We start from the raw sequence: 21,511 nt of genomic DNA on the forward strand, positions 1-21,511 counted from the left end.
TGAGTTAAATACATTTTATATATTTAAGTTGTTGAAAATAACGCGAGGCAAGTGCCTAATAATCATCATAATGAGAATCCATTTTTTAGGCGCATAAATTATAGGCTGCCCCTTTTTTACACCTTCAACAATAATCTTTGCAACATCTTCAGGATTTGCCATTTTCCCTGCACTTTGTTTTAAGTGAGCGGTCATAGGCGTATTTGTGGGCCCGGGTTTAATCAAAATAACGTTAACATTAGTTTTAGCAAGTCGATGTTGAAGACCTTCTGCATAGCGGGTTATCAATCCCTTGGCTGCACCATATACATAATTAGATTTACGACCCCTATCACCCGCCACAGAACCAATAATTGCTAAAGTTCCTTGATTTGCTTTTTGCATATATCCCGCAAAAGCCTCCGCAAACAGTACGGGAGAAAGAGCATTAATAGTAAGAGCATCATGACATACCGTTAGATCTTGCTCACAAACAGATTGATCAGGCAAAGATCCATGAGCAATTAATACTAAATGCAGTGGTCCTTTCGCAACTATTGAATCGACAAGCTGTTTGATCGCAAACGGGTCAAGAAAATCCGCTTCAATGATTTGAATATCTGTTTGTGGATTACGTACCCTTAAATCTGCTGCTATTTGCTCTGTTTTTTCCTTATCGCGACTTACCAGGGTCAAAATAACAGGTTCTTTTTCAACCCATAAGCGCGCACAATGCATAGCAATGGTTGAAGTAGCGCCAATAATTACAATTCTTTTTTTATTATCTACCACCAACTAATCTCCTATCAATCGACGTGACATCGCTGAACTTATTCCAGGATCACGATACGGCAACAACTCATGGAAATGAGGATATCCATTTTCAAATAAATCTTTGGGCATGCGCGCATCCTTTGCAAGATAATTTCGTCCTCTTGCTGTGCGAACAATTGCATCTAAGCGATCAAAAAGCTTATGTGTATGTAAACCCTTATTAGGAAAATCCAAAGCTAATGTCACTCCCTGCATAGGAAAACTTAACATCCCTAGTGACTTTATAGAACCAAAGGTTTTTAAAACCGTGAGAAAAGATCCCTGTTTCGATTGAGAAATCTCATCCAACATTGCTTGTATTGCATCAATAGAGCTTTCGGGAGGAGTTACTGTTTGATATTGAAAAAAACCTTTAGGGCCATACATTTTATTCCAATGATTTACATGATCTAAGGGATAAAAAAAGGGTTCATAATGAACATATTGGGCATCTTTTTGATTTTTCTTTGCATTAAAATACATCCAATTAAATGCTCGTAACGACAAAGAATTCACTAAAGATACTGGAGGAACAAGAGGCATTGCCCATCTTCGTTCATGATAAGCTCTATTTTTATCTTGTTCACAAGGTCTTGCACGCATAAAAAGACCTCGGACTCTGCCCTTTGCCAAACAATCTATCCAAGAAACAGTATAAGGCCAATTAGGCTCTGATTCAGTAGCAAATTGAAAAAACTCATCAAGCCCCTCATAGGGTAATGTTTCAGTGATTAACCACGGCCCAACAACAGGAGTCAGCTGGATGACTGCTTCAAGAATTACTCCAGTTAAACCTATTCCCCCTACGGTCGCTGCAAACCATTCTGGAAGCATATTGGGTCCACATTCAATAATGCTCCCATCAGTGCGAGCTAATTTAATTTTTTGAATATGGTTGCCAAAAGATCCAGCTATATGATGATTCTTCCCATGGACATCATTTGCAATGGCCCCTCCAACTGTAACCATCTGGGTTCCAGGTGTCACGGGTAAAATCCAGCCTCGGGGAATAAATAAACGCTGAATGTCACGTAATAATACCCCGGATTCGCACTTAAGAAGGCCTGTTGTCTCATCAAATGAGATAAAACGATCAAGTCCTGATGTTTTCCATAAAAGACCTTTTGGATTTAAACAAACATCTCCATAGCTACGCCCCATGCCATAGGCAATTCCTTGAGAATCACTTTTTAATTGGGCTAGCACTTGATGTTTCTCATTAAGAACGCGAACATCATGCTCCCAACAACCTAACCGCCCCCACGAAGTAACTGCTACCATAATCCTACAGCACCTAAAACTAATACAATAGAAAATACGATACCAGCCAACAAACTAACCCTGTCTTTTACGGCAAAAACTAATGGATCATCATGCATTTTTCCTCGATGAGCTTGCAGCCACATCCAGTTAATCCAAAATAATAAAATAGGTACTTCAGCCCAAAGCAGCTCGGGAATTTTATAGAGTTTTATAATGGCCTCACTATGAATATATAGAGTTAAAACCAAAACCGCTGCAAAACCAGAGGTAATTCCTTGCATCTGAATTAATTCCCCATCCGAAGTATAATAACCTCGCCCATGAGCACTTTTTGAACCCTGTTGTAGTTGAACTTTTAATTCAGAATAACGTTTTACTAAAGCAAGTGATAAAAATAGAAAAATAGAAAAAGTAAGCAACCAAAATGACAAGGGGATGTCGATTGCAGAATTCCCCGCGATAATTCGTAAGGTATAAAGAATAGATAATACAAGACAATCTACTAAAACAATACGTTTAAGTTTCCAAGAGTACAAACAGGTTAATATAAAATAAAAACTTAGCCAAAATATAAACGAGCCTTCTACACATCTTGCCAATAAAAAACTGCAAAACAGTAATAATGGTGCAAGAATAACACCCATCCAAGCTGGAATTTGACCTGACGCAAAAGGTCGTTTGCATTTTCGTGGATGTAATCGATCACTTTCCAAATCCATTAAATCATTAATAATATAAACCGAAGAAGCGCATAAGCTGAATGCACAAAATGCGATAATTAACATAATCCAATGCTCAATGGCTGCAATTTGATGCGCTGCCAAAAGAGGAATAAATAAAAGGACATTCTTTAACCATTGATGGATTCGAAATACACGACACCAAGTTTTAAAATTTGATTTTAATGAAGGAAATACCTGCTCCACTTCAAAACTTTTTTCTGCCTTTTCAGCTAACTTTATAGAAGCATTTACCACAACTGCTTTTCGAGCACATTGCCACACGGGAATGTCTACTTTGGAATTTCCTACATAATCAAAACCTGCATGGCCATAGCGCGCAACAAGAGCCTTTGCTTTTTCCTTTCCTGCCAAATTGATGGCACCATCACTTGCGATTACTTCATCAAAAATCCCCAAATGTTCTGATACCGCATTTGCAATAGAGCGGTCGGAAGCAGTGCATAAAATAAGTTTACGCCCCTCTGTTTTTTGTTGCTTTAACCATTGCAGTAAATCGTTGTTATAAGGTAAAGAACCAAGATGTAACCGTGTATGTTTCGCTAAATATTCTTTGAGGGCTGCTTTTCCTCTTGCTAACCAATAAGGAATACGCAATAGAGCAAAAGGATTAGTACGCAAAAGCCCTAAAGCTGACTCGTGAAGAATATCCGTATGAATAAGTGTCCCATCAAGATCAACAATTAATGGAAGTAAGTTCAAAATGAAATTCCTTTTTCTATAATTATTTGATTAGCAATAATTCTTTTTATTTCCAACAGTGCCGTGGAGGAAATGCTAAAGAATAATGACTGCATATTAAACTTAAATTAGGATTATAAAAGGGATCTTTTTGAAGTAAATTACCCCAATGCTTTAGCATGTAATTTATTTCCTTCCCCGCTTGCGTTTTTTCCTCTTGCGTCTGAGCTACCCCTCTTGTTAAAGACTCATAATGATATAATTCTGCGAAGGGAGTCCAGAATACTCGATAACCTTTTTTATAAGCCCGCAAACAAAGATCTACATCATTAAAAGCGACAACTAAAGTATTTTCCTCGAAACCATTTAATTCTTCAAATACTGAGCGGCGCATCGCCATACATGCAGCCGTAACTGCTAAAAAGTTTTGGGACAACGAATCTTTCCCCATATATCCATGTTTTTTTCTAGGCCATCTGGAAAAGATATGGCCCGCAACAGAACCATAACCACCTATAACTCCTGCATGTTGAATAGTGTCATCCGGGTAATAAAGTTTAGCACCTACTATCCCAATTTCAGATCTTACCACCTGGCTAACCATTTCTGTTAACCAAGAAGGGGTTATCACTTCTGTATCATTATTAAGAAAAAGAAGTATATCTCCCTGCGTCTTACTAACAGCAAAATTGTTAATTTTTGAATAATTAAAAGGTTCATTATAAGAAATAATTTTAACTTTTTGATTATGTGTTAATTGTTCGAAATAATTATGAGTTTCTTGTTGCTGACTTTGATTATCAACAATTGTCACTTCAAAATTTTGATACTCTGTTTTTTTCAGAATACTCTCTATACAACATCTAAGAACATCAACCTTATCTTTTGTTGGTATAATAATATTTACTAAAGGCGGCTCCTTTGGTAAAGAATAAGTCACTCTATGAAAATTAGGTAAAAAAGGATTTTGTATCACTTGCGCCCCTACCACCTGCTGCCGTTCTAAATGAGATTGAATTGCTTTTCGTGCTGCATCTTCACAGGTATATGCTTTTGAATTTGACATAGACGCAGGAACAGTACGCCAGTGATATAAAATGTGTGGAATATGGCGAATTTGATCTGATGTAATGACCTCAATAACACGAAGCGCCAAATCATAATCTTGGCTTCCTTCATAACCTTTACGAAATCCACCAATTTCGTTAACTACTGAGCGCCTGTAAACCCCCAAATGACTAATAAAGTTATGACTATAAAATAAATCTGGATTCCAATCTGATTTAAAGTAAGGTTCGCAGCGTTTTCCGTGCTCATCAATTTTATCTTCATCACTATAAATTAAGGTGGTGTTAGGATAAGAATTTAATTCTTCAACGATCTTATACAATGCATGTTCTGTTAACTCATCATCATGATCTAATAAAGCAATAAACTCACCACTCGCCAGTTGTAGTGCGCTGTTACTAGATTCTGCAATATGGCCATTAGTTTGCCGGTAAACTACCTTAATACGCGGATCTTTTTTTGTATAATAACTTAAAAGGTTTTTAACATGGCTGGCGGTAGAAGCATCATCAGCAATACAAAGTTCCCAATAAGGATAGAGTTGTTTTAAAACAGAATCAATCGCTAGTTTTAGCCATTTTTCAGGGGTATTATAAACTGGCATAATTACAGAAATCGTAGGCTTATATTTCAGAGCAGCTATTTTCCTTTTAATATTTTTTTTATCTAAATCAGTTAAAGTATCGTATAAGCTAACCCATGTTTGATAGTTTTTTTTAGTAGTTGGGACTTTATTTCGTGATTTTTCAAAATGCACTAAGGGATTGATACCCTTTTCTTGGGCTATAGGATTCTCAATTAAATAATCTACCGTTGAAAAATTAGGTCCCGGATCACGCTTTTCTACAGCACCATATTTTACGTAATGGAGCACAGGATCTAAGCCAGCGGCTTTTACATCAGGATAATTATCTAAATACCAATTAGCATCAAAATAGGCACTCTTTTTACAAATCTTAATTGCTTTTTTATTTATACTTAATGCCTTATTTTTTCGCCATATCTCCATGAATCGAAACATTTTTTTCCCTAGTTCACATAAATCCAATTAATACTCTCAGAATATTTGATCTATCTGAGCAACTAATACTTTAGTGTATTAAGTTGATTAATACAACACTGGTTTTATTAATATTCTTTCACTTAAACAATATCAGAATAAGTTATTTCCTCAAGAAAAGTGGACTTCAAAATGCACTAGAGGATTAACTCCCATTTTTTCCACCTCTGGATTTTCCTCTAAATAAAATATGGTTGAAAAATTAGGACCAGGATCGCGTTTCTCTGCTGCACCATATTTTACATAATGCATTACTGGATCCAACCCCGAAGCTTTTACATCAGGATAATAATCTAAGTACCAATTCGCATCAAAAAAAACACTGCTACTACAAATTTTAATTGGGTTAATTAATATTTTTTTTCTAATTCTCTGAGTAAATTGATATATTTTTTTCTTTCTGAGGGATGCTATAGTTTGTTCTAAAAATAATATTTTTTTATTTTTAGATAAAAAAATATTTTCTAAATTTCGAATATGCCTGTCTTTGTCTGCAACTGCATGTCCTAGAGTTTCAGTGAGGTTCTCTTTTTCCTCAAGCATATACTCTATATTTCCAATATGCCGGTCTTTATCTACAACTGCATACTCTAGAGCTTCAGTGTGGTTCTCTTTTTCCTCAAGCATATGCTCTATATTTTCAATATGCCGGTCTTTATCTACAACTGCATACTCTAGAGCTTCAATGTGGTTCTCTTTTTCCTCAAGCATATGCTTTATATTTTCAATATGCCGGTCTTTATCTACAACTGCATACTCTAGAGCTTCAATGTGGTTCTCTTTTTCCTCAAGCATATACTCTATATTTTCAATATGCCGGTCTTTATCTACAACTGCATACTCTAGAGCTTCAATGTGGTTCTCTTTTTCCTCAAGCATATACTCTATATTTTCAATATGCCGGTCTTTATCTACAACTGCATGCTCTAGAGCTTCGATGTGGTTCTCTTTTTCCTCAAGCATATACTCTATATTTCCAATATGCCGGTCTTTATCTACAACTGCATGCTCTAGAGTTTCAATGTGGCTCTCTTTTTCCTCAAGCATATGCTCTATATTTTCAATATGCCGGTCTTTATCTACAACTGCATACTCTAGAGCTTCAATGTGGTTCTCTTTTTCCTCAAGCATATACTCTATATTTTCAATATGCCGGTCTTTATCTACAACTGCATACTCTAGAGCTTCAATGTGGTTCTCTTTTTCCTCAAGCATATACTCTATATTTTCAATATGCCGGTCTTTATCTACAACTGCATGCTCTAGAGCTTCGATGTGGTTCTCTTTTTCCTCAAGCATATACTCTATATTTCCAATATGCCGGTCTTTGTCTCCAACTGCATGCTCTAGAGTTTCAATGTGGCTCTCTTTTTCCTCAAGCATATGCTCTATATTTTCAATATGCCGGTCTTTGTCTCCAACTGCATGCTCTAGAGTTTCAATGTGGCTCTCTTTTTCCTCAAGCATATACTCTATATTTTCAATATGCCGGTCTTTGTCTCCAATCGCATGCTCCAAAGTTCCAATGAGCTTCTCTTTTTCTTCAAGCATATGCTCTATATTTTCAATATGCTGGTCTTTATCTTCAATCACATGCTCAAGAGTTTCAATATAGTTATTTTTCACTTCAAGCAGATGCTCTAAGTTTCTAATATGATTATCTTTATCTGTAAGTGCTGTTTCTAGATTTCGGATATGTCTTTTATAATCAGTTATTACATAATTTAGATTAGACATTCGTAAAGAAGAAGATAAAGGAGGTATTGCAACACAATCTTGAACAACTTTACGTTGAAATAAAGACTCTAGTTCATAATAAGCTCGAATCTTTTCCTCATTTATTTTATATCCCATCGAATTGTATAGCGCTAAGAATAATCCTAATAAAGTAGTAGAAAAAGAGCTTTCCGGTTTACCATAACAAGAGATAGTACTATTTAACCATAATATGCTACGAAAAATAAGAAACCCTGCTGTTATTGGGCTTTCCCATGCCCATTCTTGATCTATCGTACAAGGTAATCCATTTTGATTAATTATGATGTTCTGTGGGACCAAATCAATACTATTTCCTGGAAAAGATGTATCAATATCAATTTCTTTAATTGGATCATTCTTTAAAATGAGAGATGATACTATTAATAAATATTTCTTACAAAATAATCCCATTTCCTCAATAGACCAACCATCGCGTGTTACTATATCAATAAAATCACAAGATAATAGTTTACCTTTAATATAAACAGCCCTTTCTTCGAGATGATGGGTAAGCTCTTGGTCTTTTAAATCTGAAAACTCCGAAGATTCAAGTAACTTGCATTGTACTTCGATATTTCCTTTTTTAGTATTTAAGAATAAGGTTTCCTTGCAAAATGCTTTAGCTCTGTGTGTAGAGTAGTGATACGCCAAAACTTCTGAGGAAGGTAATTTAGTCTTTGATGTTCGTGCTACAATTAAAAAAGAATTCGCAAGATCGAGCCCTAGTTCATTTTTTAAAACCACAGGCCATACTAATTCCGGTGAAAAAAATAAATGAGGCGGTAATTGGGGATCTGCTCTCACACCATGGGTTACTAACATTTCAGCATCAAATTCTTGGCTAGTAAAACCTTGTTGGGCAATAATGGACAACGGTAACTTGTAATCTGGAAATGGGGCAAAAAACTGATTTTCTATAAACCCTGCTTGATAGAGATAATTATTTAAAGTATGTCGCCCATAAGTTGTTGGTTGCTTGCCTTTATAACGTCCCTCTATGCCATACAAAGGTTGACCATGATGATCTTCAGGAGCCCCAGCAAAATATTTAAGTCCTAGTTGATTTTCAATTGCGATAATGAGTCGACCTTCGGGTTTTAACATGGATTTAACTTGTTGCAGCATATTATGTACTGGACTTTCACCAGGCATAAATAAATTGGCGTATTCCAAGACACCAATTAAAGTAATGACATCAAATTTCTGACCACCACCAAATTTATGAAATTGCTCACATACGACCTCTACATTATCCAAATCACGAGTACGAGCACGAGTAATTACTGCACGTCTTAATGTTCCTTCAAGTGCTAAAACATTAGCCCCGCATTCCCCTAAATAACGAGTTATTGCACCACAGCCTGAGCCGATTTCAAGCACATCCGAACCAGGAAAGATATTTTGAAAAGGGCGTAAAATATTAGCCCTACTCGCATTGAGGTGGTATAAGGAAGGCCAATCAATAAAATGTTTTTTTAATTCAGGTGAAAATAATGACACATCTTGGGCTTTAGAAATTACCGCGGCAATACGATTTTCAACCTCATCGCCATCATTATAAGCAATATTTTCACAATCAGCTTTTAACCATACTCGAGTATTACGATCTTGAGAGTAACCCAGGTTTGAAAGTAAAGAGTTCATGTGCATACTTCCTGCGCAGAGAGTTTAAGGCCTAAATCAACAAGACCAAAAAAGCTTGTTTCAGCCAAAACATGTAAATGAACTGAATCATAACGCCTATCATGAGGAACGATGTCCTCCCCTTGTCGAGAAGCCACTCCAAAAGAGACAAAATAATCACCCGAAGCAAGCTTACACTGAAACGATACTTTAGATTGAATTATGTTTCCATTAGTACCAAATGTTTTAAATTCATCGACGTTAAGCGTTTCTGAGTTAGCTCCGTAAACAGCAACACCTTCTTTTGTTTTAATAGTAATACCAAAAATTGGCCGAATCACATCTCTTAAAAATCTTACTGAAATCTGAAAAGTAATCCATTGGCCCGTAATGATGGATAAAGGATAAGGTTTATTATCTCCTTCCATATAAAAATCAAGAATTTGAGCTGCTCCATCTCCCCATCGATATTCATAGGGATTATAGCACGGACGAGTAGCGAATAAATCGGCAGAAGTACTTAATTCATGTTTAGGTTTGGATATTTCAATGACTGATTGCTGCTCCTCCGACGGCACTGGGGTGTTTGCTTTACCAAACAACAAATCTAAATACCGATTGACGACATGCCTGGGTTCACCTAACTCCATGACAAGCCCATTATTTAATAAAATAGCTTGGGAGCAATGAGTTACAATTTGTTCGCTTGAGTGAGTGACCAATAAAATGCTCGTTCCATTTTCTCTCAGTTGCTTCAGCCTATCAAAACATTTTGCTTGGAATTTTGCATCTCCTACAGCTAAAGCCTCATCCACTATGAGGATGTCGGGTTCCACTTGTGATTGGACTGCAAAAGCTAATCTGATTGTCATTCCAGTAGAATAGGTTTTAGTCGGTTGCTCGATAAAATCTCCTATATCAGCAAAAGCTACGATATCATCAAAACGCTCATCGATTTCTTTTTTGCTCAAACCAAGCATCGTTGCATTCATGTAGATATTTTCACGCCCAGTAAATTCTGGATTAAAACCTGAGCCTAGTTCTAATAGAGCAGCAATCCGACCTTGTGTTTGTACTTCACCTTCTGTAGCAGTAAGTGTTCCACAAATAATTTGTAATAAAGTTGATTTACCGCTGCCATTTTTTCCGATAATACCAACAGTTTCTCCTTTGTTTACTTGAAAAGATACATCTTTAAGAGCCCAAAATTCGCGGTAATATTGTTTACGATTACGACTTAATATTTGCAGCAAGCGATCTTGGGGCTTGTTATAAATGTGATAACATTTGCTCAGATTGCTTACCTTGATGGCAATTTCAGAAGACATTCTCTCACCAATCCTTTTTTAGAAAGCCAAATTTTCAGAAGACCTATAGCCTCGTTTGTATCTCTATTAAGTTTAATCACTGAAAACAGAAGTTATTGTATGATTTAACAGATAAAAATGCTTAGGATCAAGCAAAAAGATTATAAAACATCTGCAAAGCCATCTTTTGTTTTCTGAAAACCCAAAAATCCCATATAAGCAATAAAAATACTAACGATAAAAAAAAGACCAAGAATTTCCCATTGTGGTAAATCTCCAAAGATAACAAGACTTCGAGCTTGCTCAATGATAAAGGTTAATGGATTAAGAAATAAAATCTTTTGAAAAATCTCTGGCAACATACTTATTGAATAGAAAACCGGAGAAAGATACATAATGACTTGCAGAATAAAAACCATCATATGAGTAATATCTCTTACATACACTCCTGCCGAACAAAGAAACCAACTCACTCCTAAAGAAAACAAAATTAAGGGTATAAATAAAACAGGCAGTAATAAAATCGTGGCATTTACTTTTCCCAAGATAAAAAAACAAAATATCATTAACATAAATGTACTAATTATTGCGTGAAAAAGAGCGGTGCCTACGATCACCCATGGATAAACCTCTATAGGAAACACCACTTTTTTTACAAAGTTAGCATTACTTACAATCATAGAAGGTGAACGATTCAGACACTCAGCAAAAAAATTCAAAATGATTAAACCTACATAAATCAGTAATGAATACATAAGATTATTCGTAACACCTGGCCATTGAATATGCATAAAAACACTAAACACAAGTGTATAAAGACCTAACATTAATAAAGGTGCAAGAAGTAACCACAAGACTCCCGCAAAAGAACCACGATATCTCATTAAGATGTCTCGTTTAACCAGTTGCAAGATGAGATCATAATGACGCCATAACATTAAAAACATCTGTGCAGGGTGATTTTTTGATAAAGAACGACCCATATTATTTCCTATAAATACATACATTCCGGTTGTAACTATACAACAACATTCATTTTAAATACATATAGACACCAATAACTCTCTTTTTATAATTAAATCAAATTAACTTATTGTATAATATAGTAATTTATTAAAAAAATAACGAAAAAGCTCATATTGGCTTGAGATATCTAAAACCTACGTTTAAACTACGGAACTATGATTACACACTCGGGATGAGTGTATATTATAAGGATTGCCATAGAGCACTAAAAAATGATTGGTAAAATAGCTCGCTCATTAATTGATGCAAAACACATCAATTTGTTTTCAGTTGCTTTTAAAATGCTCGTAAACAGTAAACGAAAGTTTATTGGTATGGTCATTGGCGCTACCTTTTCTGCCTTTATCATCATGCAACAGCCGGGAATTTACCAAGGAGTAACCGATCGTATTGTTGCGCCCATCCGAGCGATTACCGATGTTGATTTATGGGTGATGGGGGATACTTCATTTTCATTTGCAGATCCCCTGTATTTTAGACCTATAGATATCTATCGCATTCGTAGTATTCCCGGTGTCCTTTGGGCAAAACAATTATACCGAACTTGGTATACCATGATACATTCTGGAACCGGGAAAATAACCTCTTGGGAGCTTATAGGAGTCGATCCAGAGTCATTAGTAGGTTTACCTAAGACAATGATCGCCGGCACTCGCTCCTCAATCCACAAAACAAATTCAATTATCATTGATGGTTATGCTTTAAAGCAGTTTGAAGCACCCGATGGAAGAACCATTCAATTGGGCGAGAAAATGCTTGAAGGACGAAATAAATTGATTGTAACAGGCATAACTAAACCATTACGCACTTATATGTACGAACCTAAAGCCTATATGACCAGCAATCATATTCCTGATGTTTCTCATCGCAACTCGTTTATTTTAGTGAAAGTAAAACCTACCTATAATGTGCAACAAATTGCTTACGAGATTCGAAAAACCACTGGCTTTCTCCCCTTGACTCCAGATCAATTTGTCGAGCGTTCCAATCAATTTTTCCGTGAAAAAACCCCTATTGTTATTGCTTTTATCGCAGTAGCAATTGTTGGATTTATTATTGGCCTAGTTATGATGTGGCAAATTTTTACTAATTTTGTTTTAACTCATCTTCATCAATTTGGTATGTTGAAAATGCTAGGAGTTTCTAGTGCCTCCTTAATCAAAATGGTATTATTCCAAGCTGCTATTACTGGAGGTTTAGGTTATATTCTTGGCCTAGCATTGACAATGCTCTTCGGAGTGCTCTTCCATGATACAACGGTAGCATTTCACCTCACGCAACAAATTATTTTATTGGGAGCTTTAGGCTCAACAATAGTCATTGTTTTTTCTTCTTATTTTGCTATCTTAAAAGTCTTACGTTTGGATACAATAGAATTATGTCGGGATACCAATTAATGGATAACAAAAAAACCCCTACTTTAAATTGTATGAATATTGCCAAAAATTACCAAACAGGCACTACCACTCTTTCAGTATTAGATAATTTCTCATTAGCACTTCATCCAGGTGAAATAGGGATGTTAATGGGAGCATCTGGATGTGGAAAAACGACGTTACTCATGATAGTAGGCGGTATTCTCACACCCGATCAAGGGATTTGTGCGGTATGTGGGCATGACCTCTATAAAATGTCTCCCAAAGATAAAGTGGCTTTTCGTGCCACTCATATCAGTTTTCTTTTTCAACATCTTCATTTATTTCCAGCACTCTCTGCCCTGGAAAATTTAGCATTGCCCTTGTTAATTGATGGTGTATCACCTGAGAGTGCTTATCAACAAGCAAAGCAACTCATGATTCGTTTAGGGCTAGAAATCCATATTTACTCAAAATTAGATACTCTATCCGGCGGCCAAAAACAACGAATTGCAATGGGACGTGCATTAATTCGCGCACCACGCTTAATACTTTGCGATGAACCCACCAGTAATTTAGATAGAGATAGCAGCGATTTAGTTTTTTCGCTGATACAAGAATATGCCAAAAAACATGGATGTACTTTTTTAATTTCTACTCATGATTATCGTATTATGGCACATGCAGACAAGGTACTTGAGTTCAAAGGATTAAATGATTACCAAGTGACTTATCGAAAGGAAACCGTATGAAAAGAAAAATTATTGGTTATTGCTTGCTGTTGCTTTTAATTGGAGGCTCATACTTTTCTTTCATCTTAAGTCGCAAAATGTCACTACCTCAAATTCAGCCTGCACCTGTTGCCGTAAATGAAGAAATGATTGTTCCTGCTATAATTGATGCGACAAATGACATAACTCATATTCCAACCCTACAAAGCGGTATTATTAAAAAGATAAATGTCACCGTAGGGCAAATGGTAAAACAAGGAGAGATTTTATTTTCACTTGATGACACAGTAGGACAACATAATGTAGCAGTAAATAAGAGCGCACTAAAACAAGCAGAAAACAATCTCATTATTCAGACAAAAAATTTAAAGCATATTAAAGCACAGTTAAAACGATTAAAAAGTATTGATAAACGAGCAATTAACCAAGCTGATGTACGAGAAAAAACGCATGAAGTGAAAATGGGAACCATCCAAATCGAGCAATTACAGCACAGCTTAGACACTGCGAAAGCAAATCTAAGAAATGCTGAATTGGCGCTCAGTCAATTGCATGTCGTAGCACCAAAAGATGGAATCATTTTACAAATTAATGCGCATGTTGATGAGTTTGTTGGGGGAGGCAGCCAAATCATTCTCTTAGGAGACGCTCAAAAAGTAATCGTACGTGTTTCTATAGAAGAACGGGATACTAAGAAATTTTCTCCTGAAGCTTCCGCATATTTAACTGGAGAAGACCTAAATATCCCTTTAACTTTTATTCAACTTGATCGCTACATTATTCAGAACGATCGCCTCAATGCACGAGTACAAGAAGCCTTATATTTTTATAAGAGAGATGATCATCCTAACCTTGTAGCCGGCCGACAATTTGATGCTCATATTGCAATTAAAAATAAATGATTCTCCTATGAACTATTATACTTCGTACTTTGTATTACTTATTTTTCTTCTAACCGGATGCTCTATAGGCCCAAAATATGTTGCGCCTACAGCTTCTGTACCATCCAGCTGGAGCAAGGGCATAAAACATACGCCCTTAGTAAAAAAGGACGAGGCTTGGTGGCGTAATTTTCATGATCCCATATTAAATGATTTGATTGAACAACAAGCCGTCTATAACTTAAATTTAAAAACAGCACAAACCAGAGTAACTGTAGCACGAGCACAATACGCCGTAGCTGTAGCCCAATTACTTCCAACTGCAGCTCTTGGAGCATCCCCTCCCACTGGAACAGGATTTGATATCAATCAACTCATTGCCTTAACGGGTAATTTAGATCCTGATATTTTTGGCAGAAACCGCCAACTAAAACAAATGGCTAAGGCAAATTTACAAGCCGAACAAGAAGAGCTTGATTCTGCATTAATTAACTTATATGCGGAAATTGCTTCCTCTTATTTGGAATTACGCGAGGCTCAAGCAAGAAGGACAGTATTAGAAAATAATATTTCAGGCAATAAACACACACTGCAATTTATCAAATCCCGTTATAAAGAAGGATATGCTAATTACTTGAATTTTGCGCAACAAGATGGATTAATTGAAACTCAACTGGCAGAGTTGGAACAAAATAAAGCATTAGCAACAGCTCTATTGCACAAAATAGAACTGCTCACTGGAAATAATCCTGGAGTATTGGCAAAAAAATTATTGCCGCCTAAACCAATTCCTCAATCCACTCAAAATATCAATTTAGGGCTACCTGCTGAACTTTTACAGCGACGCCCAGATATTAAAGCCGCTGAACGCAGAGTAGCCGCTGCTCATGCTAATATTCGCGCGACCATGGCAAACTTACTGCCCCAAATTACTATAGGATGGCTACTAGGATGGCAAACTCAAACCATTGCAGGCAGCATTCTAACTGCGCGTAATCTGCTTACAGTACAAAATCCAGAATCCACTTTCTATGGAACTTTTACAGCACCCATCTTCAACGTCGCTTTATTCAACTCCATCGAGTTACGTAAACGTGAAAAAACAATGATAGTCATACAATATCAACTCGCCGTGATGCGTGCATTACATGAGGTTGAAACTCAATATACTTATTTTCAGCATTATAAAAAAAGTGCCACTCATCTTAAACGCGCGGTGGAACAAAAAAGACTTGCTTTAAAATTAGCTAAAGATGTTTATCATAAGTCATATTCTGATTTTAATACGGTACTTCGCGCGGAAGAAGAATTGAATCATATAGAATTTGCCTATTTACAAAATATTGTTCGACTTCAAATAGCTCAAATAAATCTTTACAAGGCTTTAGGAGGAAATGTTAATTCATAAGGTTTATTGACAACATACAATAAGGGACGTGTTTTATGAGTCGTAAGGGATTAAATGTTGTATTTTTTACATTAATCTTAACTGCATACTTTGCATTAGTATTAAATTTTCCCTTCATTATTAAAGCCATTACTCATATAAAAGAAGAACATATTTCGACTGATAGTACAATTTTTTTAAGTATTACTATCCCTTTCTTTTTATTTTGTGTTTTTTTCTCTTTATTTTCTCCTTTCACTATCAAATATTTGGAAAAACCTATTTTTATAACACTAACCTTAATTTCATCTATATTGAGTTATTGCCATATTTATTATGGATTTGTTTTTGATTCTCATTCCCCAATGATTGCTACACTTGAAAAGACTAATGCCAAAGAAGTTCTTCCATTTATTACCCCTTCATTTTTAATATATTTTTTTTTATTGGGTGTTATTCCTTCTTATTTAATCTATAAAGTGAAGATAGTTCATTTTTCTATTAAAAAGGAATTGCTCATAAAACTACTTAGTGTTTTAGTATATCCCCTGTTTTATTTTATAATTATATTCCCCTTTTCTATTCGCTATTACTCAATAATTCCATTAACTGGACTCGCCGGAAAACCTCCTTTTGAAATGATTCCAAATAATTTTCTCAATGCCGCGTTTAACTATTATCACGATAAAATAATCGCTCAACAGCATCCTTATCAACAAATTGGACTAGATGCTAAAAATAATAGTATGCATCATAATGGAAAAAATAATCTTTTGATTTTGGTCGTTGGTGAAACGGCTCGAGGAATGAATTTTGAATTAAATGGTTATTATCGCGCAACAAATTCATATACAAAAAAACAAGGTGTCATCTCTTTTCCAAACATGACATCATGTGGAACCTCTACAAGTGAATCGGTACCCTGTATTTTTTCGCATCTACCACGAACTCAGTTTAGTAATTTCATTGCAAATAACCAAGATAATCTACTTGATATTTTAAAACGAACAGGAATAAATGTATTTTGGCTGGACAATAATGGTGCCGGTGATTGCCAAGGTGTTTGTAAACACATTACCTCAACAATTACTGATTATAATTTTGATGGAGAACTAATTAACGAATTAAAAAATAAAATTGATCATTTTCAAAAAGTAGATACCGTTATAGTGCTGCATTTAAAAGGCAGCCATGGTCAAAATTATTATACTCGCTATCCTAATCACTTTAATCAATTTACCCCTGCTTGCCAAAAACAAGAGTTTCGACTTTGTGACCGACAAACCTTATTAAATGCGTACGATAATAGTATCTTATATACCGATTTTGTCCTTCATGAGCTTATTAATTTTCTAAAAGAACAAAATGTATTTTGGAATACTGCACTTCTTTATACTTCGGACCATGGCGAATCTATTGGTGAAAAAGGAATATATGAGCACGGCACACCGTATCTAATTGCTCCCCAAGAGCAAACGATTGTACCTCTTATTTTCTGGGCATCTGATTCGTTCAAAGAGGAGAAAAAATTATCATGGGGTTGTTTAAAAAAAGAAGCTATCAGTAAAAAACTCTCTCATGATAACCTTTTTCATTCAATTTTAGGCTTAATGGATATCAGTACCCAGCTTTATGAAAAAGAGCTGGACCTGTTTATAAGTTGCTCTCCCCATCATCAGTTAATAGATACTGCATCCGTCTCCTAGAATTTTAATACTCACTATTAAAAATTTTCATGAATAATTTATAAGAATACGCTAACGATTTACCCTAATTTTAATTGGAGTAGTCCTATAAAGACGAACCAATCCATCGTTTTTGGGAATGATAGGAGCAAAGCGAGCCCATTAATTTCAACTAAACGATTTTACTGGTGTTGGTACGGTATCTTGCTGTTCGTTTGGTTGAGAATGATCAAAAAATCCTAGTACTTTTGATGTCTGTTTCGTAGGCGTCTCCATACGGGAGTTATCCAAATTAGAACTTACTTGAAGGTTTCCACTTAGGCGTGCATCAATTTCTTTTAAAATCTCACCAATATTTTTTTTCTCAACTTCATCTTTGCTTGCTGTTAGTGCCAATTCGAATTTTGATCGCGCAACACTTAGTGCCTCAGCGAACCCCAATCTGACTTTGTTCGCTGCGATAATAAGATTGGTTTTGTGATCTTCAATATAGGGATTAACTCTCTCATCATAAGCAGCAGAATTAAAACAAATTTCATTATCAGAAATGTCTATTTGATGAAGCAAAACATCTATTCGCTCTATTCCATTTTTCATGCCATTTCCTAAAGAATAATCAAAATCAATTTGACTATCTCCCACAGTTATCACTTCAGGTAAATTTTTTCCTTTATAGGAAAACTTTTGCAGAGCTTGGGCTGTCAATGAAAACGTACCAAATCGTGGTTTAGTCGAAGCGGGCAAATGTGTATAGCTTACTGGAGCAGGGCGCTCAACAATGAGCTGCCCCCAAGCCGAACGCATTTGGAGAGGTGAAGTATAGCAATCAAAAACAGTTTGCACCCACTTATCATAATTTTCCTTGGTCAAATTTTCTGGTGCATGCAAATACAAACAAACTTTGTCTTTGCCAAATGTAAATCCATATAGGCGGGGAAACTGAAATTCTTTCCAGCCCAAATCTCTTAATTTGATAATAGATTGCGCATACGCTAGTGGCTCGACTTTACTCGCCTGTGGGTAATTTCTTTCAATAGCAATTTGAATTCTACTAAAATCACTTGCCTCCATTTTGACATAGGCTAAAAAATGATTACGTACGGGAAGCTCGGTCACTGTAGTCAGCTGCAAAGGTGAATCTGGATCAACTTTGTTTACGGCGTCAACTACTTTACGTTGTTTTCCGGTACCTTCAAAAACATACTCTGCCTCAACAATTTCCTCTTTTCCACTGGCATCAGCAACCACTACACCCGGGTTTTTGCTATCCTCATGTAAACGCACAAAACGTTTATTCTCAATTTTTATACCAAGACGTATCGCTTCACGATAAAGAATTCTTTCCATATCTTTAATATGGGTTGGTTTGTCTTCAAGTCCAAAATCTAAATTAAGGCTACGCTCTGCACTTTCAAATACGGTTTTATTTAAATGGCCTGGACGAGTATAGTGATTAGCACGGGGATCATAGACGACAATATCTCTAACGCCTTTCTGATATAATTTGATGGCGGCATACAATCCTGATGGACCGGCGCCAATAACGACTACTTTTTGCATAAAGCCACCATGATTTACAAAGACAAAATGGACATTATTTTTGTCAATTATATCTAGGGAGACTTAAGAAATTATTAAAATTAACCTTTAATAAATCAAATTGCATAAAAAATACGCAATCCACTATCATTTATTTTGACATGGTGATTTTAACAGAAATTTAGTTGGTACATGAGTGCATGATCAATTATACATATCATGAAGCTAATGTTCCTAACTCCTTGTTAGAATATCCCCTTCGCCAATGATCCAGTGCATTTCGCCAATTTAGCAGACTCATTGAATTGCCAGGAGAGCAACAACTCATATTGCCTTACTTTATTAAGTTGTTCTTTTTGTGATGGGTTTAAATCTAGACCGTCCCCAACTAATATTTTTGATTTATCTACCCAAGGATAAAAACGCTGTTGATTTTCTTCTGAAATTATAACTCCTTCTGAGAAAAGAAAAGCGGAAACATTATATCCAAACTCAAAGATTGGTTTATTAGGAGATAATAAATTATTTCCTAATTTAAGATAAGGGACCTCTGATAATGCGAGTTCATATAAAGTTGGAAAAATATCTTTATGAGAACCAATACGCTCTGGATCATACTTAATGTTATTTTGATATACGGGCGGAACATGTAAAAAAAATGGAACCTCAAATCTTAGACCTGAAGAAGCATGATCCTTATAATGAAACATTAACTCTCTTTGATTATGATCTCCCGATGCCCCAATAATAGTTTTCCAACCCCAATGACTATGATCTACTTTATCTATAAAATGCCCTAAAGAATCATTGACATATTGATAGGTCTGCGCTGCTTGAGCAAGCTCTCCTAAAGGCGTACTTACCATTTGAAAAAGTGTATCGGGTAAAGCTATAGGGTAAGATTGATAATGCGTTGGGACGCTATATGGAGGATGATTAGTTACTGTATTTATATAAATAAAAACGGGTTGATGACTTTCATTCATCTCATTTAATAAATGATAAGCATAAGCAAAAGTATATTCATCATAGACCCCCCAAGGCGATCTTTCTGCTTGAGGATATTGTTTCAAAATCGTCTCCAGACCAATTATTTGATCAAAGCCTTGAGTAGATAAAAAATAATCCGTATTCGCCCAATGAGCTGATCCTGAAGTTAGAAAAATAGTTTTATATCCTGCCATCTTAAAAGGTTTTGCTACAGATGAAGAGAGCATATTAGAGCATTGTGTACTTAGTAGCTCTGGACGAGGAGTATTAAATGTTAAATAACCTAAAGATTCATAAGTAGCATTTCCACTAGAGAGAAAATTACTAAATAAAAAATCTTGGTTAAAATACAACCCTAATTTACCCACCATGTCATTTTGAGGATTTGAATAGAGTAATAAATGTCTCCCAAAACTTTCCATCTGCACAAATACAACATTAGGTTTTGGATGGTCTTTAGAAAACTGCTTTGTTGAGGTTTGCGAATATAAGTGTTGTATTCCAAACTCTTCTAGCTGTATGTTTTTATCAAAATAACCGTTATATGCATTCAGTGCTTCTTGTCTATTAACAGGCGACCAGATTGATTGAGCAGTAATTATTTCCTTATAAGCATCATATAGAGCAGCCGCACCGTTTTCTACCAATTGATTAATTAATGATGAAGATGCCACCACTGGAAAACCATTATGGTATAAACTGTACCCCCCAAAAGAACAACGCATTGCAAAAATATATAAAAAAATAGAACTTATAATGCAAGAAAATTTTACAAACCTTCGGGGATTCCAATTTATTTTTTGAATATTTTTTTCTACATTTCGCAATAAACTAGTCATTAAAACTAGAAATAGAACTATACCTAAAATGAGTAACCCAATAGGATAACTCTCAAAAATATAAGCAAAGGTTGCATCTGCCTGACCTAACAGTATATGAAAAAAATTCATCCCTATCTGTGTGCTAAAGTATTGATAATAGAAGAAGTTAATGACACAAATGAAGGCAGCAAACAAAAGAGAAAGTGCACCGAGTAAATTATATAAATTTAAGAGTTGAGTTCGAGCAAAAAAAATTAAAAACAAGCTTAATACAGCCAATGGAGATAATATAAATGCTATAGCTTGTAAATCATAGGCGAGCCCAAGCAAATATAAAATAACAATATCTTTTATTATCAAAGGAGTCGTTTGCGCGTCAAAAAAATAAACAAGCATAAAAGTACGGGACACCATAAAAATGGCAATACCCATAAAAATATAAGACCAAATGCGGGCTTGATATCTAATAAAACGTACAAACAATTGTTTTTTATTTTTATCAGTAGTATTCATCGAGCTGTCCCTGGGATGACTTAATGTCCTCATCAGTCAGTAAATATAAAGCAGTACATACACAATAGTCTATTAACAATGAGTTCCCTCTCTCGATGTATCGCACTTTATGTACACATTCAGCTTTGCAAGGACCCCAATATTAAAATCAACTCTTTATTATCGCTATCTTAAGTTTACTAGTTTCCATCATTGAATTACACTAAAACAAGTCGATGTAAAGGTGTAAATACTAGATAACATCCTTATTTACACCCGATCCTTGTTTTATTTTTATAATGAAAAAGTTAT

The 21,511-nt window shown here is 35.5% G+C and carries 14 protein-coding genes; 5 read left to right on the forward strand and 9 right to left on the reverse strand.

The features are described from left to right. Positions 1–15: 15 nt before the first annotated feature. From DYH34_RS15805 to DYH34_RS15835, 7 genes are all read right to left on the reverse strand, one after another. Positions 16–771, reverse strand: coding sequence for an SDR family NAD(P)-dependent oxidoreductase (locus tag DYH34_RS15805; protein ID WP_058463776.1), 756 nt, complete (start codon positions 769–771; stop codon positions 16–18). A gap of 3 nt (positions 772–774) precedes the next feature. Beyond that, positions 775–2,073: an FAD-binding oxidoreductase gene (locus DYH34_RS15810; RefSeq protein ID WP_058463752.1), complete on the reverse strand. Its 1,299-nt coding sequence runs from the start codon at positions 2,071–2,073 to the stop codon at positions 775–777. Further along, positions 2,067–3,497 carry a UbiA family prenyltransferase gene (locus DYH34_RS15815; RefSeq protein ID WP_058463751.1) on the reverse strand — a complete coding sequence of 477 codons (1,431 nt, stop codon included), beginning with the start codon at positions 3,495–3,497 and terminating at the stop codon, positions 2,067–2,069. Before DYH34_RS15815 ends, DYH34_RS15810 begins: the two co-directional genes overlap by 7 nt. A gap of 46 nt (positions 3,498–3,543) precedes the next feature. Further along, complete coding sequence (locus tag DYH34_RS15820; protein WP_058463750.1) at positions 3,544–5,565, reverse strand: glycosyltransferase family 2 protein; 2,022 nt, start codon at positions 5,563–5,565, stop codon at positions 3,544–3,546. A gap of 150 nt (positions 5,566–5,715) precedes the next feature. Then, the gene (locus DYH34_RS15825) at positions 5,716–9,006 is read right to left on the reverse strand and encodes a methyltransferase (RefSeq protein ID WP_172465423.1); all 3,291 of its coding nucleotides are present in this window, start codon (positions 9,004–9,006) and stop codon (positions 5,716–5,718) included. Further along, on the reverse strand, positions 9,003–10,313 hold the full coding sequence (locus DYH34_RS15830) for an ABC transporter ATP-binding protein (RefSeq protein WP_058463748.1): 1,311 nt from the start codon (positions 10,311–10,313) through the stop codon (positions 9,003–9,005). Before DYH34_RS15830 ends, DYH34_RS15825 begins: the two co-directional genes overlap by 4 nt. A gap of 140 nt (positions 10,314–10,453) precedes the next feature. After that, positions 10,454–11,275, reverse strand: a complete 822-nt coding sequence (locus DYH34_RS15835; protein WP_065240087.1) for an ABC transporter permease — start codon at positions 11,273–11,275, stop codon at positions 10,454–10,456. A 255-nt stretch (positions 11,276–11,530) separates the two neighbouring features. Between DYH34_RS15835 and DYH34_RS15840 the strand changes: the two genes are divergently transcribed. From DYH34_RS15840 to DYH34_RS15860, 5 genes are read left to right on the forward strand one after another with little or no spacing between them, the layout of a single operon-like run. After that, on the forward strand, positions 11,531–12,715 hold the full coding sequence (locus DYH34_RS15840; protein WP_058463747.1) for an ABC transporter permease: 1,185 nt from the start codon (positions 11,531–11,533) through the stop codon (positions 12,713–12,715). Continuing rightward, positions 12,715–13,425 carry an ABC transporter ATP-binding protein gene (locus DYH34_RS15845; RefSeq protein WP_058463746.1) on the forward strand — a complete coding sequence of 237 codons (711 nt, stop codon included), beginning with the start codon at positions 12,715–12,717 and terminating at the stop codon, positions 13,423–13,425. The genes DYH34_RS15840 and DYH34_RS15845 overlap by 1 nt, the downstream gene beginning before the upstream one ends. Then, entirely contained in the window at positions 13,422–14,306 is an 885-nt protein-coding gene (locus DYH34_RS15850) for an efflux RND transporter periplasmic adaptor subunit (RefSeq protein WP_058463745.1), read from the forward strand. The genes DYH34_RS15845 and DYH34_RS15850 overlap by 4 nt, the downstream gene beginning before the upstream one ends. A gap of 7 nt (positions 14,307–14,313) precedes the next feature. Beyond that, entirely contained in the window at positions 14,314–15,693 is a 1,380-nt protein-coding gene (locus tag DYH34_RS15855; protein WP_162263046.1) for an efflux transporter outer membrane subunit, read from the forward strand. A 35-nt stretch (positions 15,694–15,728) separates the two neighbouring features. Further along, complete coding sequence (locus tag DYH34_RS15860) at positions 15,729–17,378, forward strand: phosphoethanolamine transferase (protein WP_058463743.1); 1,650 nt, start codon at positions 15,729–15,731, stop codon at positions 17,376–17,378. Between the two features lie 147 nt (positions 17,379–17,525). On the opposite strand, the gene DYH34_RS15865 is transcribed toward DYH34_RS15860, so the two are convergent. Continuing rightward, positions 17,526–18,917 carry an FAD-dependent oxidoreductase gene (locus tag DYH34_RS15865; protein ID WP_058463742.1) on the reverse strand — a complete coding sequence of 464 codons (1,392 nt, stop codon included), beginning with the start codon at positions 18,915–18,917 and terminating at the stop codon, positions 17,526–17,528. Between the two features lie 224 nt (positions 18,918–19,141). Continuing rightward, positions 19,142–21,220 (reverse strand): LTA synthase family protein, encoded by a 2,079-nt coding sequence (locus DYH34_RS15870; RefSeq protein WP_058463741.1) that lies wholly within the window; start codon positions 21,218–21,220, stop codon positions 19,142–19,144. Between the last annotated feature and the right edge of the window lie 291 nt (positions 21,221–21,511).

Origin of the sequence: Legionella cincinnatiensis (assembly GCF_900452415.1) — a bacterium.
Lineage (GTDB): Bacteria > Pseudomonadota > Gammaproteobacteria > Legionellales > Legionellaceae > Legionella > Legionella cincinnatiensis.